Annotated in this window: 14 protein-coding genes; 11 read left to right on the top strand and 3 right to left on the bottom strand. The window is 64.8% G+C overall.

What is annotated here, in order from left to right; genetic code table 11:
* Nucleotides 1–27 precede the first annotated feature (27 nt).
* The 3 genes from lysM to NP945_RS13260 form a co-directional block, all read right to left on the bottom strand.
* Nucleotides 28–501: a peptidoglycan-binding protein LysM gene (gene lysM / locus NP945_RS13250; RefSeq protein ID WP_027039967.1), complete on the bottom strand. Its 474-nt coding sequence runs from the start codon at nucleotides 499–501 to the stop codon at nucleotides 28–30.
* A gap of 88 nt (nucleotides 502–589) precedes the next feature.
* Nucleotides 590–1,027, bottom strand: a complete 438-nt coding sequence (gene arfB / locus NP945_RS13255) for an alternative ribosome rescue aminoacyl-tRNA hydrolase ArfB (RefSeq protein ID WP_023810634.1) — start codon at nucleotides 1,025–1,027, stop codon at nucleotides 590–592.
* An 84-nt stretch (nucleotides 1,028–1,111) separates the two neighbouring features.
* Entirely contained in the window at nucleotides 1,112–2,737 is a 1,626-nt protein-coding gene (locus NP945_RS13260) for a phosphoenolpyruvate carboxykinase (protein WP_256746592.1), read from the bottom strand.
* Nucleotides 2,738–3,080: 343 nt separating this feature from the next.
* Between NP945_RS13260 and NP945_RS13265 the strand changes: the two genes are divergently transcribed.
* From NP945_RS13265 to addA, 11 genes are all read left to right on the top strand, one after another.
* The gene (locus tag NP945_RS13265; protein WP_013528337.1) at nucleotides 3,081–3,782 is read left to right on the top strand and encodes a response regulator transcription factor; all 702 of its coding nucleotides are present in this window, start codon (nucleotides 3,081–3,083) and stop codon (nucleotides 3,780–3,782) included.
* A 143-nt stretch (nucleotides 3,783–3,925) separates the two neighbouring features.
* Entirely contained in the window at nucleotides 3,926–5,710 is a 1,785-nt protein-coding gene (locus NP945_RS13270; protein WP_013528336.1) for a sensor histidine kinase, read from the top strand.
* A 32-nt stretch (nucleotides 5,711–5,742) separates the two neighbouring features.
* On the top strand, nucleotides 5,743–6,189 hold the full coding sequence (locus tag NP945_RS13275; protein WP_164748904.1) for an HPr kinase/phosphorylase: 447 nt from the start codon (nucleotides 5,743–5,745) through the stop codon (nucleotides 6,187–6,189).
* A gap of 164 nt (nucleotides 6,190–6,353) precedes the next feature.
* On the top strand, nucleotides 6,354–6,755 hold the full coding sequence (locus tag NP945_RS13280) for a PTS sugar transporter subunit IIA (RefSeq protein WP_256746593.1): 402 nt from the start codon (nucleotides 6,354–6,356) through the stop codon (nucleotides 6,753–6,755).
* A complete protein-coding gene (locus tag NP945_RS13285; RefSeq protein WP_027039963.1) occupies nucleotides 6,752–7,048 on the top strand; it encodes an HPr family phosphocarrier protein in 297 nt (98 codons plus the stop codon). The genes NP945_RS13280 and NP945_RS13285 overlap by 4 nt, the downstream gene beginning before the upstream one ends.
* A 181-nt stretch (nucleotides 7,049–7,229) precedes the next feature.
* Complete coding sequence (gene ahcY, locus NP945_RS13290) at nucleotides 7,230–8,630, top strand: adenosylhomocysteinase (protein ID WP_023810629.1); 1,401 nt, start codon at nucleotides 7,230–7,232, stop codon at nucleotides 8,628–8,630.
* A gap of 199 nt (nucleotides 8,631–8,829) precedes the next feature.
* Entirely contained in the window at nucleotides 8,830–11,385 is a 2,556-nt protein-coding gene (locus NP945_RS13295) for a PAS domain-containing sensor histidine kinase (RefSeq protein WP_256746594.1), read from the top strand.
* Between the two features lie 8 nt (nucleotides 11,386–11,393).
* Nucleotides 11,394–12,905 (top strand): tRNA (adenosine(37)-N6)-threonylcarbamoyltransferase complex ATPase subunit type 1 TsaE, encoded by a 1,512-nt coding sequence (gene tsaE / locus NP945_RS13300; RefSeq protein WP_256746595.1) that lies wholly within the window; start codon nucleotides 11,394–11,396, stop codon nucleotides 12,903–12,905.
* Nucleotides 12,902–13,630 (top strand): nucleotidyltransferase family protein, encoded by a 729-nt coding sequence (locus NP945_RS13305; protein ID WP_127267521.1) that lies wholly within the window; start codon nucleotides 12,902–12,904, stop codon nucleotides 13,628–13,630. Before tsaE ends, NP945_RS13305 begins: the two co-directional genes overlap by 4 nt.
* The gene (gene addB / locus NP945_RS13310; protein WP_256746596.1) at nucleotides 13,627–16,761 is read left to right on the top strand and encodes a double-strand break repair protein AddB; all 3,135 of its coding nucleotides are present in this window, start codon (nucleotides 13,627–13,629) and stop codon (nucleotides 16,759–16,761) included. The genes NP945_RS13305 and addB overlap by 4 nt, the downstream gene beginning before the upstream one ends.
* Entirely contained in the window at nucleotides 16,758–20,279 is a 3,522-nt protein-coding gene (gene addA, locus NP945_RS13315) for a double-strand break repair helicase AddA (RefSeq protein ID WP_256746597.1), read from the top strand. The genes addB and addA overlap by 4 nt, the downstream gene beginning before the upstream one ends.

The following is a 20,279-nucleotide window of genomic DNA, read 5'->3' on the forward strand; positions in this document are numbered from 1 at the left end:
CGCTCTTGTCGAATTGGCAGCCGCCGATCAGGCGAGGTCGGGAATGCGCAGCACCTGGCCCGGATAGATCTTGTCGGGATGGGTCAGCATCGGCTTGTTGGCCTCGAATATGACCGTGTTCTTGACGCCTTGGCCCTTGCCGTAGCTTTTCTCGGCGATCTTCCAGAGATTGTCGCCCTTCTTCACCGTGTAGAAGGTGGGCTCCTTGGCGGGGGCGGCGGCCGTGCCAGGTGCTGGCGCGACCTGCAATTCGTCCGCCTGCACTTTGGAGACGCCGAGCGTGTTGCCGACGGCGATGACCGCCTTCTCGAAGATCGACTGGTCCTTGACCACACCCTTCAGCACCGCCGTGTCGCCCGTGACGACGACCTCGACGCCATCGGTGCCGAGCTTGTGCGAATCGAGCTCCTTCTTGAGTGTGTCGGCCGTGGGTGCGGCTTCGTCGTCACCGCCGATGCCCAGTTTCTTGCCGACGCTCTTGACGAAATCGAACATGCCCATCCTTGGTCTCCCTTGCTAATGGCAATGGTTGAACTTTGCATCTGCGGTCCAAAATGGGAAGTCGTTTTGCGCGTGATTGGTGTGGTGCTTAATCGTTCTCCACCCGGCCCCGCAGCTTCTTGATCGTGCCGCGCCCGGCCTTGCTCTTCAGCCGCCGTTCCACGGCACCCTTCGACGGCCGTGTCTTCTTGCGCGGCGGCGGTGGCGGTTCGGCGGCCTTGGCGACCAATGCCGTCAGCCGTGCCCGCGCATCCGCCCGGTTCTGTTCCTGGGTGCGGAAGCGGCCTGCTTCGATGACGATGACACCGTCCTTGGTGGCACGCTGGCCGGCAAGCTTGATCGTCCGCTCGCGCACGCGCTCCGACAGACCCGTTGCGTTGGCCGCGTCGAAGCGCAGTTGCACCGCCGTCGCCACCTTGTTGACGTTCTGGCCGCCGGGACCGGACGAGCGGATGAAATCCTCGTGCAGGTCGCCCGGATGGATCACCGCATCGCCTGATATGATGATGTTGTCGTCGCTCGCCATGCCGCAGTCATGGCGCGGCGGATCGAAAAAGAAAAGGCCCGATCGAACCGGGCCTTTCAACGAAAGCTGACCCCTGTGGCGCGATTACTCCGCCGCTTCCTGCATGCGCGGCGCCGCGCCCAGCACCACGGCGTCGACATGGCTTTCGAATTTCTCGAAATTGACGGCGAACATGCCGACCAGCCGTGCCGCCTGCCGGTCATAGCCGGCCTTGTCGGCCCAGGTCGCCCGGGGGTCCAGAATCATCGGGTCGAGAATGGCGCTATCGATGCCCGGCACAGCCACCGGCACCTCGAAACCGAAATGAGGGTCGGTGCGGAACTCGGCCGTCTTCAGCGAGCCGTCGAGTGCGGCTGCAAGCAAGGCGCGCGTCGCCTTGATCGGCATGCGCTTGCCGGTGCCGTAGGCGCCGCCGGTCCAGCCGGTGTTGACCAGCCAGCAATCGGCGCCGTGGCGTGCAATCAGCTCGCGCAGCAGATTGCCGTATTCGGAAGGGTGGCGCGGCATGAACGGCGCACCGAAACAGGTCGAAAACGTCGCTTCGGGCTCGGTCACGCCCTTTTCGGTTCCGGCCACCTTGGCGGTGTAGCCGGACAGGAAATGATACATCGCCTGCGCCGGGGTCAGCCGCGCGATCGGCGGCATCACGCCGAACGCATCGGCGGTCAGCATGATGATGTTGTTGGGATGGTTGGCGCGGCCGGTCTTGCTGGCATTGGGGATGAAGTCCAGCGGGTAGGCGCAGCGTGTGTTCTCGGTCAGTCTTCCGTCGTTGAAATCCGGCACGCCATCAGCGTCGACCACGACATTTTCCAGCACCGTGCCGAAGCGTTGCGTGGTGGCGAAGATTTCCGGCTCGGCTTCCGCCGACAGCTTGATCGTCTTGGCGTAGCAGCCGCCTTCGAAATTGAAGATGCCGTGCGGCCCCCAGCCATGCTCGTCGTCGCCGATCAGCGTGCGCGAGGGATCGGCCGAGAGCGTCGTCTTGCCGGTGCCCGACAGGCCGAAGAAGATGGCGGCGTCGCCGGCCGCACCCTCATTGGCCGAGCAATGCATCGGCATCACGCCTTTCGCCGGCAGCAGATAGTTGAGCATGGTGAACACCGACTTCTTCATCTCGCCGGCATAGGAGGTGCCGCCGATCAGCACGATCTTGCGCGAAAGATCGACGGCGATCACCGTTTCGGTGCGGCTGCCGTGACGAAGGGGATCGGCGCGGAAGGACGGCAGGTCGATGATCGTCATCTCAGGCACGAACTGTTCGAGTTCGGCGGCATCCGGACGGATCAGCAGATTGCGGATGAACAGCGAGTGCCAGGCAAATTCGGTGATCACCCTGGTCGGCAGCCTCGACTCCGCATCGGCGCCGCCGACCAGATCCTGGACGTATAGGTCCTTGTCCGCGGCATGCGCCTGGAAATCGGCGAGCAGCGTGTCGAACTGGGCCGGTGAGATCGCCTTGTTGTTGTCCCACCAGACATGTGGTTCGGTGGCGCCATCGCGGACGACGAACTTGTCCTTGGGCGAGCGGCCGGTGTGCTGTCCGGTCTCGGCGACCAGCGCGCCATGGGCGGTCAAGCGGGCCTCGCCGCGCCGGATCGATTCCTCATAAAGGGCAGCCGCACCGAAATTATAGCGCACCACGCCGGTGGTTTTCAGGCCGATATGATCGATCGCGCAGGCGGAATTGCGTTTGCCGACTTCCGACATCGAGTGTCCCTCTTGGATTTGCCGCATCTTTGCCGGCACGTTTCCAGCACGCCCATTACGCGGGCTGAGATGGTCAGAACCAGAAAAGCCAAATGATATCAAATCATTAATCGATTTAAATATTTTGAAAGTTGTTTAAATCGTTTATATGTGCAAAAAGTTTCGCGGTTGCCCAAAGGATTGGCGATGTCCGTTCGTCCAATCCATGTCGAGGTAGGATTGTGGCCGCCGGCATGCCGCGCGTGACAGCGGACAAGGCCTATGCCACATTTTGTACCTAATTTGTCCTGCAAAAGCCCCTTCTCTACGACAGAAGGGACAGCTCATGAGGGAGCCGCTTGAAATGGCAACAATCGCGCTTGTCGATGACGACCGCAACATTCTGACATCGGTGTCGATCGCCCTGGAATCCGAGGGGTATCGCGTCGAGACCTACACGGATGGTGCGTCAGCGCTGGAAGGCCTGGCGGCACGCCCGCCGAACCTTGCCATCCTCGACATCAAGATGCCGCGCATGGACGGCATGGAACTGCTGCGCCGGATGCGCCAGAAGTCCGACCTGCCGGTGATCTTCCTGACATCCAAGGACGATGAGATCGACGAATTGTTCGGCCTCAAGATGGGCGCCGACGACTTCATCCGCAAACCCTTCTCGCAGCGCCTGCTGGTCGAGCGGGTGCGCGCCGTGCTGCGCCGCGCCAGTGCCCGCGAGGCTGCCGCCAAGACGCCAAGCCAGCAGGCCCGCTCGCTCGAGCGCGGCCAGCTCGTCATGGACCAGGAGCGCCACACCTGCACCTGGAAAGGCGAGCCGGTGACGCTCACCGTCACCGAGTTCCTGATCCTGCATTCGCTGGCGCAGCGTCCCGGTGTCGTAAAAAGCCGTGATGCGCTGATGGATTCGGCCTATGATGAACAGGTCTATGTCGACGATCGCACCATCGACAGCCACATCAAGCGGCTGCGCAAGAAGTTCAAGGCCGTCGACGACGACTTCGAGATGATCGAAACCCTTTACGGAGTCGGATACCGGTTCCGCGAAGCGTAATGATGCATGTCGCCCAAAAGTGGTCCCGGTTTTGGGATGACGACATTCATCGGAGCAAAGTAATGCATGTCGCCCAAAAGTGGTCCCGGTTTTTGGGACAACGACATGCATCAAGCTAAAGACTAGGCGGGAGCTGCTATTCGATGGCAGTGGAAGCACAGCGAACAAGACCGGCGGGCGCCTCCAGGCGGCCGTCGCGGATCATGCCGTCCTTCGTGTCGAAGATCACGGTGCCGATGCGCCGTTTCCTTGGCCATCATATCTTTTCCAGCCTGACACGGCGTATCCTGTTCCTCAACCTTGCCGGCCTTGCCGTCCTGGTGACCGGCATCCTCTATCTCAACACCTTCCGAGACGGGCTGATCGACGCCCGCGTCGAAAGCCTGATGACCCAGGGCGAGATCATCGCCGGCGCGATCGCCGCGTCGGCGACGGTCGAGACGGATTCGATCAGCATCGACCCGGAAAAGCTGCTTGAACTGCAGGCCGGCGAAAGCCTGGGGCCGGGCTCCGACCAACTCGACAACCTCGACTTCCCGATCAACCCGGAGCGGGTCGCCCCGGTGCTGCGAAGGCTGATCTCGCCGACCAGGACCCGCGCCCGCATCTATGACCGCGACGCCAATCTGCTGCTCGATTCACGCCACCTCTATTCGCGTGGCCAGATCCTGCGCTACGACCTGCCGCCGGTTGAGGAGGAAGAGCCCGATCTGGTCGAGCGCATCCAGAAATTCGTCTTCGACTTCTTCCGCAACACCGAGCTGCCGGTCTATCACGAGCAGCCGGGCGGCAATGGCGCCGCTTTCCCGGAAGTGGTCAAGGCACTCACCGGCAGCCCGTCGACCATCGTGCGCGTCAGCGAGCAGGGCGAACAGATCGTTTCGGTGGCGGTGCCGATCCAGCGCTTTCGTGCCGTCCTGGGCGTACTGATGCTGTCGACCGAAGGCGGCGACATTGACAAGATCGTCGCCGCCGAGCGCAAGGCGATCCTGCGCGTCTTCGGTATCGCGGCGCTTGTCACCGCTATCCTGTCGATGCTGCTTGCCTCCACCATCGCCAATCCGCTGCGCCGGCTGTCGGCGGCGGCGGTGCGGGTGCGGCGCGGCGTCAAGAGCCGTGAAGAGATCCCCGACTTTTCCGACCGTCAGGACGAGATCGGCAATCTGTCGATCGCCATACGCGACATGACCAACGCGCTCTACGCCCGCATCGAGGCGATCGAAAGCTTCGCGGCCGATGTCTCGCACGAGCTGAAGAACCCGCTGACGTCGCTGCGCAGCGCGGTGGAAACCTTGCCGCTGGCCAAGAACGACGATTCGCGCGGCCGGCTGATGGATATCATCCAGCACGATGTCAGGCGGCTGGACCGGCTCATCACCGATATTTCCGACGCATCGCGCCTGGACGCGGAGCTCGCGCGTGAAGATGCCGGGACGGTCGACCTGAAGAAATTCATCACCGATCTGGTCGCCGTTTCGCGCGAAGCGACGCGCAACAAGAAGGCGGTCGAGATCGAGTTCAAGGCGGCCAAACTGCCGCAAGGCGTCAAAGGCTACGTCGTCGTCGGGCATGATCTTCGCATCGGCCAGGTCATCACCAATTTGATCGAGAACGCCCGTTCCTTCGTTCCCGAGGATCATGGCCACATCAGCCTGTCGCTGGCGCGTGCCGGCAAGTTCAACATCGTCACCGTCGACGACAATGGCCCCGGCATCCGGGCCGACAACATCGACCGCATCTTCGAACGGTTCTACACCGACCGGCCGGCCGGCGAGGCATTCGGCCAGAATTCGGGGCTTGGCCTGTCGATATCCAGGCAAATCGTCGAGGCCCATGGCGGCACGCTCACCGCCGAGAACATCCCCGGCACCAAACCCGGCGAGATCAAGGGCGCACGCTTTGTGGTGACATTGCCGGCCGAAGGCTGAGAGCATGAATCCCAACCACGCCTGGTCCAGCCGTGCAGCCTGAAAACATTCACGCGACAATGGTTTTGATCGGCGAGCGCGGCATTCTCGTCACCGGAGCCTCCGGTTCGGGCAAGACGACGCTGGCGCTGGCGCTCATCGACCATTGTCGCCATCGCGGCCTGTTCTCGCGGCTCGTCGGTGACGATCAGCTCTTTGTCGAGGTGCATGCCGGGCGGCTTCTCTGCCGCGCTCCCGCCATCATAGAAGGCCTCGTCGAGGTGCCTGGGCTCGGGCCGCGAGCGGTGCCGTTCGAGCCCGCCGCCATCGTCGATTTGCATGTCCGCCTGACGCCGGCCGGTGAAACGGCACGCTTTCAGGAGGATGCCGACACCAGCATCGCCGGCTGTCGGGTGCCGCGTATCGATGCGGTCGAACGCAACGTCGCTGCCGCCTTGCCGGTCGTGATGGCGCGGCTGTCGATCGCGCCTTTTCTATGATCCGTTCCGGGTTTTTTGCTGCAATGCGTCAAAATGGCATGTGCCTGCGCAATTTTGGGCTTGTCAACGGGCCGTGCGTCGACAAGATAGCGCTCCCGCCGCCTGGATTGGCTGGCGAGCATAAAATGCGCCTGTGAAGCGGCGATGACGGGAGCCACCAAAGAATGATCGGACTCGTGCTTGTAACGCACGGTCAACTGGCCACCGAGTTCCGACATGCCGTCGAACATGTCGTCGGGCCACAAGACAATTTCGAAACCGTGGCGATCGGTGCCGACGACGATATGGAGCAGCGTCGCCGCGACATCGTCGACGCTGTTGCCCGTGTCGATACCGGGGCGGGCGTCATCGTTCTGACCGACATGTTCGGCGGCACGCCCTCCAACCTTGCCATCTCGGTGATGGAGTCCGGCCGCACCGAGGTGATCGCCGGCATGAACCTGCCGATGCTGATCAAGCTCTCCTCGATCCGCAAGGGCGACAATATGTCCGCCGCGCTCGATGAGGCTCAGGCCGCCGGCCGCAAATACATCAATGTCGCCAGCCAGCTCCTGAGCAGCAAATGACCGCGCTGTCCCCGGAAAAAGACCAAATTGTCCGGGATTTTCCCATCATCAACCAACGTGGCCTTCATGCGCGCGCTTCGGCGAAGTTCGTCCAGCTGGCCAGCGGCTTCGATGCCTCGGTGCATGTCGAGAAGGATGGCGTCAAGGTCGGCGGCACCTCGATCATGGGCCTGATGATGCTGGCGGCAAGCCCCGGCTATTCGATCCGCGTCACCGCCAGCGGACCGGAAGCCCGGCAGGTCATCGACGCCCTGGAGCAGCTGGTGGCGTCCCGCTTTGGCGAGGAATGCTGATCAGGTAGAGCGCCGATGCGTGTCTGAGAGACATGCAGGGATAAAGATTTCTTTATATCCCATTGTCGTCCTTGCTCCGATCTGCTAGTCAGGCCGGCAATTCGCGCCCTTCGACGCGCCGACCGGCGCGGGCGTGTCCGCAACAAATTCGCAAGCACAACATTCGCATCGGAGTACTGCCATGACGGGTAGCAAGGACTATGTGGTCGCCGACATCTCGCTTGCCGGCTGGGGCCGCAAGGAACTCGAGATCGCCGAAACCGAAATGCCGGGCCTGATGGCCTGCCGTGAGGAATTCGGTCCCAAGCAGCCGCTCAAGGGTGCGCGCATCACCGGCTCGCTGCACATGACGATCCAGACGGCGGTGCTGATCGAGACGCTGAAGGAACTGGGCGCCGATATCCGCTGGGCCTCCTGCAACATCTTCTCGACCCAGGACCATGCGGCCGCGGCCATCGCCGAAGCCGGCATCCCGGTGTTCGCCGTCAAGGGCGAGTCGCTCGAGGAGTATTGGGACTACACCGACAAGATCTTCCAGTGGGCCGACGGCGGCCTCTCCAACATGATCCTCGATGATGGCGGCGATGCCACCATGTACATCCTGATCGGCGCCCGCGCCGAGGCCGGCGAGGACGTGCTGTCCAACCCGCAGAGCGAGGAAGAGGAATACTTCTATGCCCAGGTCAAGAAGCGCCTGAAGGCTTCGCCCGGCTTCTTCACCAAGCAGAAGGCGGCGATCCGCGGCGTCACCGAAGAGACGACCACCGGCGTCAACCGGCTCTATCAGCTGCAGAAGAAGGGCCTGCTGCCCTTCCCCGCCATCAACGTCAACGACTCGGTCACCAAGTCGAAGTTCGATAACAAATATGGCTGCAAGGAATCGCTGGTCGACGGCATCCGCCGCGGCACCGACACGATGATGGCCGGCAAGGTCGCTGTCGTGTGCGGTTATGGCGACGTCGGCAAGGGCTCGTCGGCCTCGCTCAAGGGCGCCGGCGCCCGCGTCAAGGTCACCGAGGTCGATCCGATTTGCGCGCTGCAGGCGGCGATGGACGGATTTGAAGTCGTCACGCTGGAAGATGCGGCCCCCACCGCCGACATCGTCATCACCACCACCGGCAACAAGGATGTCGTCACCCTCGACCATATGCGCTCGATGAAGGACATGGTCATCGTCGGCAACATCGGCCACTTCGACAATGAGATCCAGGTCGCCGCGCTGCGCAATTTGAAATGGACCAACGTCAAGCCGCAGGTTGACATGATCACCTTCGCGGACGGCAAGCGGATGATCCTTTTGTCGGAAGGGCGGCTGCTCAATCTCGGCAACGCCACAGGCCACCCGAGCTTCGTCATGTCGGCATCCTTCACCAACCAGGTGCTGGCGCAGATCGAGCTCTACACCAAGCCCGGCCAGTACGAGAACCAGGTCTATGTCCTGCCCAAGCATCTCGACGAAAAGGTCGCGCGCCTGCATCTCGACAAGCTCGGCGCCCGTCTGACCGAACTGTCGGGTGAACAAGCCGCCTATATCGGCGTCACGCCGCAGGGTCCGTTCAAGCCGGAACACTACCGCTATTAACCAAAGCTAAAATTGCTACCAGATATTGAGGCCGGGCGATTGACTTTTCGCCCGGCCTTATTTTTGCGCGCCATCAGCCTTCACGGCGATTCGGCGAGGGGTTATTGTCAGGTGATTCGGCGATGCTTCCAGCCCGAGAGGGTCAAGAGAGGCACGCATCAGGGCGGTCTTGCATTCAGGCGGCGGAGAGGACCAAGACATGCCGGGGCAACACCCGCACAGAGCGGGACGGGCCGTTTCCGGCGGCCATGACGATTCGGGGATTGCTAGCTCCGCCCTGGAAGGCGGGAGCCTGTCCTGGCGCGCCCGTGCGTCGACATTCCTTGCCACCTCCGCGCTCGCGGGCCCCTTGGCTGGCGCCGTCGCGCATGCCGAAACCGCTGCTGCCAGCGTCGCGGGACTGTCGGTGAGCGCCATCGAGGTCATGCAGCTTGCCGTGTTCGTCGGCGTGACGGGTGCCGCACTGATATCGGCCATCGTTCTCATCCGCGAAAGAGCCCGCACCTCGGCGGAGAATGTCGAACTCAGGAGCCGCCTCGCCGACATCAACGCGGCGCTCCGCCGCTCCGAGGCGCTGCTCAATCTGCGCGACCAGCGCGTGGTCGTCTGGGCCGCGGAAAACAAGAAGCCCGAGCTTATCGGCACATTGCCCGTCGAAAGCGGCGCTCCCGAGGATAGGGCCGCTTTTCTCGCTTTCGGCCGCTGGCTGATGCCGCGTTCGGCGGCGGCACTCGAACATGCCGTCGCGGGATTGCGCGAGAAGGCCAAACCCTTCGACCTCGTCATCGAATCGCAGGCCGGTGCGCCGCTCGAAGTGCATGGCCGCAAGAGTGCCGCGCATGTGCTCGTGCGTTTCGTCTCGCTCTCGGAGACGCAGCGCAGCCAGGCCAGGCTGAAGATCGAGAACCAGCGGCTGGCCGCCGACCACGACACGATGATCGGCCTGCTCGACGCGCTGAACATGCCGGCATGGCTCCGCGGCGAGGATGGCGGGCTGAAGTGGGTCAACCGCGCCTATGCCGATGCCGTAGAAGCCGAAAATGCCGAAGCCGCGGTCCGGGAGAAAAAAGAGTTCCTCGGCGGCCAGGCGCGCGATGCGATTGCCGCCCAGCACAAGACGCATCCGGTTTTCGAGCAGTCGCTGTCCACCGTGATCGAAGGTGACCGCCGTGTGTTCGCGGTCACCGATTTCGCCGGCAGCGATGGCTCGGCCGGCCTTGCCTGCGACACCAGTGCCATTGAGGCCGTTCGCGGCGAATACGAACGGACGGTGCGAAGCCACGCCGACACGCTCGACCAGCTCAACACGGCGGTCGCCATTTTCGACACCGACGAGAAGCTGCGGTTCTTCAACCAAGCCTTCCAGAAGCTTTGGGGGCTGGACGCCGGCTTCCTGCACAGCGCACCCGACAATGCCTTGCTGCTCGACCGGCTGCGCAGCGAGGGCAAGATCGCCGAACAGCCTGAATGGCGTCGCTGGAAGGAAGGCCTGCTCGGCGCCTATCGCGCCGTCGAATCCCAGGAACATTGGTGGCATCTGCCGGACGGCAAGACCATTCGCGTCGTCGCCAATCCGCAGCCCAAGGGCGGCGTGACCTGGGTGTTCGAGAACCTGACCGAGAAGATGGACCTGGAAAGCCGCTACCAGACAGCCGTGCGGGTTCAGGGCGAGACGCTCGACAATCTTGCCGAAGGCGTGGCGGTGTTCGGACCCGACGGCAGGCTCCGGCTGTCGAATCCTGCCTTTGCCACTCTCTGGGGATTGAACGGTGAAGCGGCCAAGCCCAGCGTCCACGTGTCGACGATCCGCGACCTCTGCGACCGGCAGGCCGCGGACAGCCCCTGGCCTGGCTTCGTTGCCGCCATCACCGGCTTCGACGACGAGCGCCGCGACCGCCACGGACAGACCGAGCTCAACAACGGCAACGTGCTGAGTTACGCCATGATCCCGCTGCCCAACGGGCAGGTGATGATGACCTTCGTCGACGTGACCGACAGCGTCCATGTCGAGCGGGCGCTGAAGGACAAGAACGAGGCGCTGCAAAAATCCGACCAGCTCAAGAACGAATTCGTCCAGCACGTCTCCTATGAACTGCGCTCGCCGCTGACCAACATCATCGGCTTCACCGAACTCCTGTCGCAGCCCACGACCGGTCCGCTGACGCAGAAGCAGCGCGAATATGTCGAGCATGTCAGCTCGTCCTCCGCGGTCCTGCTCACCATCGTCAACGACATACTCGACCTGGCGACGGTGGACGCCGGCATCATGCAGCTCGACATTTCCGAGGTGCAGGTCGATCGCACCATCGCCGCTGCGGCCGAACTGGTGGCCGACCGGCTGGAAGAGCATTCGATCAGTCTCCAGGTGGACGCCATCGCGGCGCCGAAGACGTTTCACGGCGATGAGGTCCGCGTCCGCCAGATCCTCTACAATCTGCTCAGCAACGCCGCCAATTACGCCCCGGAAGCCAGCATCATCCGGCTCACATGCCGCCATCTGGCGGATGGGGTGGAATTCTCGGTTCATGACGATGGTCCCGGCATGCCGCCGGATGTGCTCGATTCGGTGTTCCGCCGTTTCGAGCCGCGCGCCAATGGCGGCCGCCGGCGCGGCGCCGGCCTCGGCCTGTCGATTGTCAAGAGCTTCGTTGAGCTGCATGGCGGCAGCGTTCGCATCGAAACCGGCAAGGACAAGGGCACGACCGTCATCTGCACCTTTCCAGACATGCCGGGCATCCGAGCCGCGGCCGAGTAGCGCGTTCGATGACCGGACTGGTGCTGGAGCGATTACTCGCCGACGAGACACAAACAGCGCGGCTGGGCGAAGATCTGGCGCTGTCGCTGCGCCCGGGTGACGTGCTTGCCCTCAAGGGCGATCTCGGCGCCGGCAAGTCGACGCTGGCGCGGGCCTTGATCAGGACCCTGGCCGACGATGCGAGCCTCGACGTTCCGAGCCCGACCTTCACGCTGGTGCAGAGCTACGACACCCGCATTCCGGTCCATCATTTCGATCTCTACCGCCTGTCCTCGGCGGACGAGATCGATGAGCTTGGGTTCGACGAAGCCCTGGCGCAGGGTGCTGCTTTGGTCGAATGGCCGGAACGGGCGGAAGCCCATCTGCCGAAAACCACGGTCCTGATCGAGCTCGTCCAGCATGGCGACGGCCGGCTGGCGCGATTGTCAGGCCAGGGTGATGCCTTCGATCGGGCGGCACGATCGCTGGCCATGCGCGACTTTCTCGTGAACGCCGGCTGGGCGCAAGCGCAGCGCCGCCATTTCATCGGCGATGCTTCGGCCCGCTCCTACGAGATCGTTTCGTTGCCGGACCAGAAGCCGCGGGTTTTGATGAACTCGCCACGGCTGGTGCTCGGCCCGCCGGTTCGCGACGGCAAGCCCTATGCCGAGATCGCGCACACCGCCCAGTCGGTCTCCGCCTTCGTCGCCATCGACCGCGCCTTGAAGGCAGGCGGGGTCAGCGTTCCGGAAATCCATGCCGAGGACCAGGAGCAAGGTTTCCTGCTGCTCGAACATCTTGGTTCCGAAGGTTTCCTCGGCGGCGATGGCCAGCCGCTGGCCGAGCGCTGCGCGGCAGCGGCCGAGCTGCTGGCCATGATGCATGGCAGGACCTGGCCGCAGCGCCTGGAAACAGGGCAAGGCGGCTTCCACGAGGTGCCGCCTTTCGACCGCGATGCCATGATGATCGAAGCCGATCTGCTGGTCGACTGGTACGTGCCGGCAATCACTGGCGCTCCGGCAAGCGAGAGCTTGCGCGCCGGTTACCACAAGCAATGGAATGCGCTGCTCGACCGGCTGCATGGCCGCGAGGTCACGCTGATGCTGCGCGACTTCCATTCACCCAACATCATCTGGCGCGGCGACCGTTCAGGGCATGATCGGCTGGGCATTGTCGATTTCCAGGATGCGCTGATCGGCCCTTACGCCTATGACGTCGCCTCGCTCGCCATGGACGCGCGGGTCACCATCTCGCCCGAGATCGAGAAACAGACGCTGGATGCCTATGTCGCGGCGCGCCACGCAGCCGGCGCTTTCGACGAGGCAAGCTTCCTGGAATCCTACGCCATCATGGCGGCGCAGCGAAATTCCAAGATCCTCGGCATCTTCGTCCGTCTCGAAAAACGCGACGGCAAGCCCTATTATCTGAAGCACCTGCCGCGCATCCGCGATTATCTGCGCCGGGCCCTGTCTCATCCGGCGTTGGCAAGCCTGCGCGAGTTCTACGACGCCCACGGTTTGCTGGAGGAGCGAGCGCTGTGACAGCAAGACCGGACACCGCCATCGTACTTGCCGCCGGGCTTGGCAAACGCATGCGGCCGATCACCGACACCATTCCCAAGCCACTGGTCAAGATTGCCGGCAAGACGTTGCTCGACTGGAGCCTCGACAGCCTGGCCGCCGCCGGCGTCGGCAAGGCGGTCGTCAACGTCCACTACTTTCCCGAACAGATCGTCGCCCATGTCACTGCCCGCCGCGCGCCAAACATCGTCATTTCCGACGAGAGCGAACAACTGCTCGATTCCGCCGGCGGCATCGTCAAGGCGTTGCCCGAACTGGGCGATCAGCCCTTCTACATCCTCAACGCCGACACGTTCTGGATCGATGACGGTCCTCTCAATCTCCAGCGCCTCGCCCTTGCATGGGACGCGGCGAAAATGGATATTCTGCTGATGCTGGCGGATCTCCAACAGGCGACCGGACACTGCGGCAGCACCGATTTCCTGGTGGCGCCGGATGGCGGCTTGCGGCGTTCGAAAGGCGACCCGGCGGGGCTGATCTATGCCGGGGCGGCGATCGTCCATCCGCGCCTGTTCGAGGGTGCACCGGCCGGGCCGCACTCGCTCAACGCCTATTTCGATTCCGCCATCGCGGCCGGCCGCCTGTTCGGCATGCCCATGCATGGCCACTGGATCACCGTCGGCACGCCCGATGCCGTACCACTCGCGGAAGCGGCGGTCGCCGGTGCGCTCATCGAGTCGCAATGAGCGGCTCCAGCCGCGTTTTCTCGATCCCGCCCGGAGCGCCGTTTCTGCCGACGCTTGCCGAGGCGCTGCTTGCCGGCCGCCTTGTTCCGGGGTTTCGATTTGACGGCGACCCGCTCGCTTTGGCCGATGTCACCATCTATGTGCCGACACGCCGTGCTGCGCGCGCTCTGCGGGGTGTCTTCGTCGACAGCCTGGCGGCACGCGGCGGCGGCGGCTCGGCGATCCTGCCGGTCATCCGGCCACTCGGCGAGTTCGACGAGGATGAGGCCGCATTCGAGACCGAGGCATCGGCGGCCATCGATCTCGCGCCGCCGATCGCCGCGATCGAACGCCTGTTGCTGCTGACGCCGCTGGTTCGGGCCTGGAAACGCCGGCTGCCGGCGCATGTCGCCGCCCTTTTCGCCGAGGAGATCGTCATCCCGGCTTCCACCGCCGACGCAATCTGGCTGGCGCGCGATCTCGCCCGGCTGATGGACGAGATCGAGACGGAAGGAACGGACTGGGCCAAGCTCACCGATCTGGTGACCGGCAACCTTGCCGGATGGTGGCAGGTGACCCTCGAATTCCTCGGCATCGTCACCGAAGCCTGGCCGAAATTCCTCGCGGAAAGCGACCGTTCCAATCCGGCCGCGCATCGCAGCGCGCTGATCCGCGCCGAGGCGGCGCGGCTGCAGCGCAATCCGCCCGCTGGCCCGGTCATCGCCGCAGGGTCGACCGGCTCGATCCCCGCCACGGCCGAACTGCTTGCCGCCATCGCGCGCCTGCCCGGCGGCGCCATTGTGTTGCCGGGTCTCGACCGAACGCTGGACGAAGCGTCATTCCAGGCGATTGCCGCGCCCGGCGCGCGTCCAGCTGTGCTCGGCCACCCGCAATATGGCTTGGCCAGGCTGATAGGCAAGATCGGCGTATTGCGCGGCGACGTCGAGGAGATTGGCGTGGCCGAACCGCGACTTGCGCTTCGCGCCGCCCTTGTCGGCGAAGCGCTGCGGCCGGCCGAAACCACCGAACTCTGGGCCGAGACACGTGCCGGTTTCCCGGCGTCCGACATTGCCGGCGCCTTCGCCGGGGTGACCTTGCTCGAAGCTGCCAGCGAACGTGATGAAGCTGTCGCCATCGCCGTCGCGCTCAAGCGCGCGGTCGAACAGCCCGGCCAAAGGGCGGCTCTCGTCACCGGCGACCGCGCGCTGGCGCGGCGCGTCTCGATCGAGCTCCAGCGCTTCGGCGTCGCCGCCGACGATTCCGGTGGCACGCCGCTCGCCAACACCCCGGCGGCCAGCCTGCTCAGGCTGGCGCTCGAGGCATTGTTCAGGCCAGGCGATCCGGTCGGCCTGTTGTCGCTGCTCAAGCATCCGCTGCTTGGCCTCGGCCTCGAACGGGCCGATGTGCGCCACGCAGCGGAACTGGTCGAGCTGGTGGCGCTGCGCGGCGGCACCGGCCGCCCAGACATCGTTTCGCTGCCGGAACTGTTCGAGGCCCGCCTCACCGGCCTGGGCGGCGGCAGTCGACAGCCCTTCTGGTTTTCCCGGCTGACCGTGCGCTCCATCGAAACTGCCCGGAATTTGCTTGAACGTCTCAAGCAGGCGCTGGCGCCGCTCGCAGCCTTCCGCGGCCGGGACGATGCCGACCTTGCCGCGCTTGTCAGGGCCAGCGTCGCCACACTCGAAAATCTCGGCCGCACCGCCGACGGTGGTCTTGGCGAGCTCTATGCCGCTGACGCCGGTGAAAAGCTTGCCGAACTGCTGCGCGGGCTGGTCTCGGCTTCGGCTTCACTGTCCTTCGCGGCGACCGAGTGGCCCGATATCATGGCGGCGCTGATCGCGCCTGAAACGGTCAAGCCGGCACAGGGCACCGACCGGAACATCGCCATCTGGGGTGCGCTGGAAGCCCGATTGCAGACCGTCGACACGCTGGTCATCGGCGGGCTCAACGAGGGCGTATGGCCGCGCAAGCCCGAGAGCGACCGCTTCATGTCGCGGCTGATGAAGACCGGCATCGACCTCGAACCGCCCGAGCGGCGCATCGGCCTTGCCGCGCATGATTTCCAGATGGCCATGGGCGCTGGGAAAGTGGTGCTGTCCCGCTCGGCGCGTGCCGGCGACGCCCCCGCCGTGCCGTCGCGCTGGCTGCAGCGGCTGCTGACCTTCATCGGCAGCGACCAGGCAGCGGAGCTGCGCCGGCGTGGCGACGAACTGCTCGCCTGGGCGCGCGCGCTGGATACCGGCCCAAGGCAGGATTTCGCGCCACGGCCGCAGCCGAAGCCGCCGCTGTCGGTGCGCCCGACGCATTTCTCGGTCACCGAGATCGAGACCCTGCGCCGTGACCCCTACGCTGTCTATGCGAGACGCATCCTTGGCCTGATGCCGCTCGATCAGGTCATCCGCGACCCCGGTGCGGCCGAGCGCGGCACGCTGTTTCACGCCATCCTGCACCTGTTCTCAGGCAGTGTCGCCGATCCGCGCACCCCCGATGCGCTTGCCGGCCTTATCGCTGCAGGCCGCGCCTGTTTCGCCGAAGCGGCCCTTCCGGCCGATGTCGAGGCGGTGTGGTGGCCACGTTTCGAGAAACTCGCCGCCAACATCATCGAGTGGGAGCGCACGCGCGCCGATGCAGTGACAAGGCGCCATGCCGAGGAGCGCGCCGGCAAGACTGTCGTCGGCCAATCCGGCGTGACTCTGTCCGGCTACGCCGACCGGGTCGATCTGCTGGCCGGCGGCATGGCCGACATACTGGATTACAAGACCGGTTCCTCGCCGTCCAAGGCGCAGGCGCACACACTGCTTGCGCCGCAACTGGCGCTGGAGGGTGCGCTGCTCAGGCGCGGCGCCTTCAAGGATCTGGGCGTACGCGAGCCCTCTCAACTGGCCTTCATCAGGCTGAAGCCGAATGGCGAGGTGTTCGAGGAATCCATCCTCGAACACAATCGCCAGCCGCGGACCGCGACCGATCTTGCCGAAGAGGCCTGGGCGCGGCTGGAAAAGCTGTTGATCCACTATGCCGATCCTGCGACGGGTTATCTGTCGCGCGCGCTGCCGTTCCGCGAAGGCGAGACTGATGGCGACTACGACCATCTTGCCCGCGTGCTCGAATGGTCGGCAGGCGGCGATGCCGGCGACGAGGGAGGGGAGGCATGAAAAAGGCCTATCCCATCCCCAGCGACACCGCGACCAGCCAGGCCCGCGCCGCCGATCCCGGCAATTCCGCCTGGGTGTCGGCGAATGCCGGATCCGGCAAGACCCATGTGCTGGCCCAGCGCGTTATCCGGCTGCTGCTGCGCGGCACCGATCCGTCGAAGATCCTGTGCCTGACCTATACGCGCGCCGCCGCCGCTAACATGTCCAACCGGGTGTTCTCGACACTGTCGGAATGGACCACGCTCGGTGACGCCGACCTTGCGGCAAAGGTCGAGGCTCTGGAAGGCCGCCGGTCCGATCTCGAGACCATGCGCCGGGCGCGGCGCCTGTTCGCCGAGGCGCTGGAAACACCCGGCGGGCTGAAGATCCAGACCATCCATGCCTTCTGCGAATCGGTGCTGCACCAGTTTCCGCTGGAGGCCAACATCCCGGCCCATTTCGAGATGCTCGACGGCCAGATGGAAGCCTCGCTGTTTGCCGCGGCGCGCCGCGACATGATCTCCGGCACATCCGCCGGCGACAGGGATCTGGCCGAGGCTTTTGCCGCCATTCTCGATCGGGGCGGCGAAGCCGGGCTCGACGCCTTGCTGGGCGAGATCGTGCGCAAGCGCGACGGCCTGCGCAATTTCATCGACGCCGTCGGGCGTGGTGACGGCACGCGCTTCCAGGCCTTGTTCGACGAATTCCATTTCCATCCAGGCCAGACGGCCGAGGGCATAGCCGCTTCGGTATGGCCGTTGCCGGGTTTCCTGCCCGACTATTTTGCCGGCTTCGCCCACGCAGCCGAGGCCACCGACGCCAGATCGGTGCTGAACAACATCCTGCCCTATGCGCGGCAGGCTTTCGCCGAGGGCGATCCCATTCGGCGCCTGCAACTGCTGGCGCGAGCCTTCCTCAAGACCGATGGCGACGCCTACGACCCGGCAAAGGCCTTCAAGAAGGCTCTGGTCGACCGGCTGCCGGATCTGGCGGAGCGCTATCTCTCGGCCGCCAATGCCATCGTCGAAACCACCGACCGGCTGGCCCTGTTCCGGATGCTGGAAGGCACGGCTGCGGCGCTGACCATCGCCGACTGGCTGATCGCCCGCTACGAAATGCTGAAGCGCAGCCGCGGCTTTCTCGATTTCAACGACCTGATCACCCGCACCGTCAACCTGCTGGCGCGGCCAGACGCCGGCCCCTGGGTACAATACAAGCTCGACCAGGGCATAGATCATATCCTGCTCGATGAAGCGCAGGACACCAGTCCGGACCAATGGGAAGTGGTGAAACGGCTGGCGGAAGAATTCTTTGCCGGCTTTGGCGCGCGCGACAGGGTCCATCGCACGGTCTTCGCCGTCGGCGACGAGAAGCAGTCGATCTATTCGTTCCAGGGTGCCGCCCCGGACTCCTTCGCCGACAGCCGGCTGTTGTTCGCCGGACGGGTGCGCGACGCCGAGGCGTCCTTTGCCGACCTCAAGCTGACCTGGTCGTTCCGCTCGACCGACGATGTTCTGACCGCGGTCGACCGCGTCTTTGCCGACGCGAGCGTGCGGCGCGGCATCAGCCATGATCCCGATCCGCTGCGCCACCAGGCGATCCGCACCGACGCACCGGGCTATGTCGAGGTGTGGCCGTCAGTCGGCGCCGATGTCGTCGATGAGCCCGACGACTGGACGCAAGCCATCGACCATGCGCATGCGCCTGCGGTGCGCGTGGCCGAGAACGTCGCCGCCACCATCGCCGGCTGGATCGGCAGTGGCGAGATCATCGAAGGCCGCGGCACGCGGCTGCGGCCGGGCGACGTGCTGGTGCTGGTGCGCAAGCGCGATCGCTTCGTCCACGCGCTGACCCGTGCCTTGAAACGGCGCGACATTCCGGTTGCCGGCGCCGACCGGCTGAGCCTGCCCGGGCACATCGCGGTCAAGGACCTGATTGCGCTCGGTCACCTCCTCATCCAGCCGCAGGACGATCTGTCGCTCGCCGCCGTGCTGCGCAGCCCGATCTTCGATCTGCCGGAAGAGACGCTTTTCACGCTCGCCGCGCAGAGGCCGTCCGGCTTGTCGCTGATCGCGTCGCTGCGACAGCACGCCGGCGACAGCGAGAGACTGGCGAAGATCGTCGCCCAGGTCGACATCTGGACGAACGAGGCCGCCTTCAAACCGGTGTTCGAGTTCTACGCCGGGCTGCTGGCGCGTGATGGCGTGCGCCGCAAGATGATCGCGCGGCTCGGGCCCGAAGCCGGCGACATCCTCGACGAGTTCCTCAGCTTCTGCCTGGCCGAGGAACGGACCGGTCTGCCGGGGCTTGAAGCCTTCCTGTCGACGCTGGAAAACGCCGGTCCCGAGATCAAGCGCGAGATGGACCAGACCCGCGACGAGGTCCGGGTCATGACCGTGCATGCCGCCAAGGGGCTGGAAGCGCCGGTCGTGTTCCTGGTCGATGGCGGTTCCGCCCCGTTCAGTGACCAGCATCTGCCGCGCCTGATGCCCTTCGATGGCTCCGGCGCGAATTGGGACGGCAAGGGCTATCTCTGGCGCTCTGCCAGCGACGTCGCCAACGGCTTTTCCAAAGCAGCGGCGGCGCGGGCACGGGAACTCGCCGACGACGAATACCGCCGGCTGCTCTATGTCGGCATGACCCGAGCCGAGGACCGGCTGATCGTCTGCGGCTATCACGGCAAGCGGGCGCCGAACGCCGGCACCTGGCATTCGATCGTCAGCCGCGCGTTGATCGGTGCGCCGGAAAGCGAGCAGCGTGCGCATCCCGCCGGCGGCGAGCCGGTGCATCGTTTCCATGTCACCAAGCTGCCGCCGGTCGCACTGGCTTCCGGCGAGCAGGCGCGGCCGACGGATGCTTTCGGACCTCTGCCGGCGACCTTGTTCCGGCCCTTGCCCCCCTTCGAGGATCTGCCGCGTCCGCTGTCGCCATCCGGTGCTGCGGCGCTGATAGACGAAGGCAAGGAAGCTGTGGTCGACAAGGCGTCGCCGGTGCTCGACGCCGATGCCGAGCCGGGCTTTGCGGTGCTGCGCGGGCTTGCCCTGCACAAACTGCTGCAGATGCTGCCCGGCATTGCCGAGCCCGAACGCCAGCGCGCGGCGGAGCGCTATCTCTTGCGAACGGGCGCGGACTGGCCGCCGTCAGAGCGCGAAAAAGCCTTGGCGTCGGTGACATCAATCCTTGCCGACGTCGGCTTCGGTCAGCTGTTTGCACCATCGTCACGTGCCGAGGTCGCGATCATGGGCAGCCTGGAAGTAAAGGGCAAAAAGCGCTCGATTTCCGGCAAGATCGACCGGTTGGCGGTGACGTCGGACACGGTCTCGATCGTCGACTACAAGACCAATCGGCCGGCGCCGGCCACTCTGGCCGAGGTGCCGCCGGCCTACCTGCTCCAACTCGCACTCTATCGCGCCCTGTTGCAGCCGCTCTATCCCGGCCGCACAGTCAAGGCGGCCTTGCTGTTCACCGAGGCGCCGCGGCTGATCGAGCTGCCGGCCGGTGCCATGGACGACGCCCTTGCCCGACTCACGGGAGCGTGA

Origin of the sequence: Mesorhizobium sp. LMG17149, assembly GCF_024518695.1 — a bacterium.
Taxonomy (GTDB): Bacteria; Pseudomonadota; Alphaproteobacteria; order Rhizobiales; family Rhizobiaceae; genus Mesorhizobium.

Coding starts and splice junctions, on each gene's coding strand:
- lysM (WP_027039967.1), bottom strand. CDS start 501: ATGGGCATGTTCGATTTCGTCAAGAGCGTCGGCAAGAAACTGGGCATC.
- arfB (WP_023810634.1), bottom strand. CDS start 1,027: ATGGCGAGCGACGACAACATCATCATATCAGGCGATGCGGTGATCCAT.
- NP945_RS13260 (WP_256746592.1), bottom strand. CDS start 2,737: ATGTCGGAAGTCGGCAAACGCAATTCCGCCTGCGCGATCGATCATATC.
- NP945_RS13265 (WP_013528337.1), top strand. CDS start 3,081: ATGGCAACAATCGCGCTTGTCGATGACGACCGCAACATTCTGACATCG.
- NP945_RS13270 (WP_013528336.1), top strand. CDS start 3,926: ATGGCAGTGGAAGCACAGCGAACAAGACCGGCGGGCGCCTCCAGGCGG.
- NP945_RS13280 (WP_256746593.1), top strand. CDS start 6,354: ATGATCGGACTCGTGCTTGTAACGCACGGTCAACTGGCCACCGAGTTC.
- NP945_RS13285 (WP_027039963.1), top strand. CDS start 6,752: ATGACCGCGCTGTCCCCGGAAAAAGACCAAATTGTCCGGGATTTTCCC.
- ahcY (WP_023810629.1), top strand. CDS start 7,230: ATGACGGGTAGCAAGGACTATGTGGTCGCCGACATCTCGCTTGCCGGC.
- NP945_RS13295 (WP_256746594.1), top strand. CDS start 8,830: ATGCCGGGGCAACACCCGCACAGAGCGGGACGGGCCGTTTCCGGCGGC.
- tsaE (WP_256746595.1), top strand. CDS start 11,394: ATGACCGGACTGGTGCTGGAGCGATTACTCGCCGACGAGACACAAACA.
- addB (WP_256746596.1), top strand. CDS start 13,627: ATGAGCGGCTCCAGCCGCGTTTTCTCGATCCCGCCCGGAGCGCCGTTT.
- addA (WP_256746597.1), top strand. CDS start 16,758: ATGAAAAAGGCCTATCCCATCCCCAGCGACACCGCGACCAGCCAGGCC.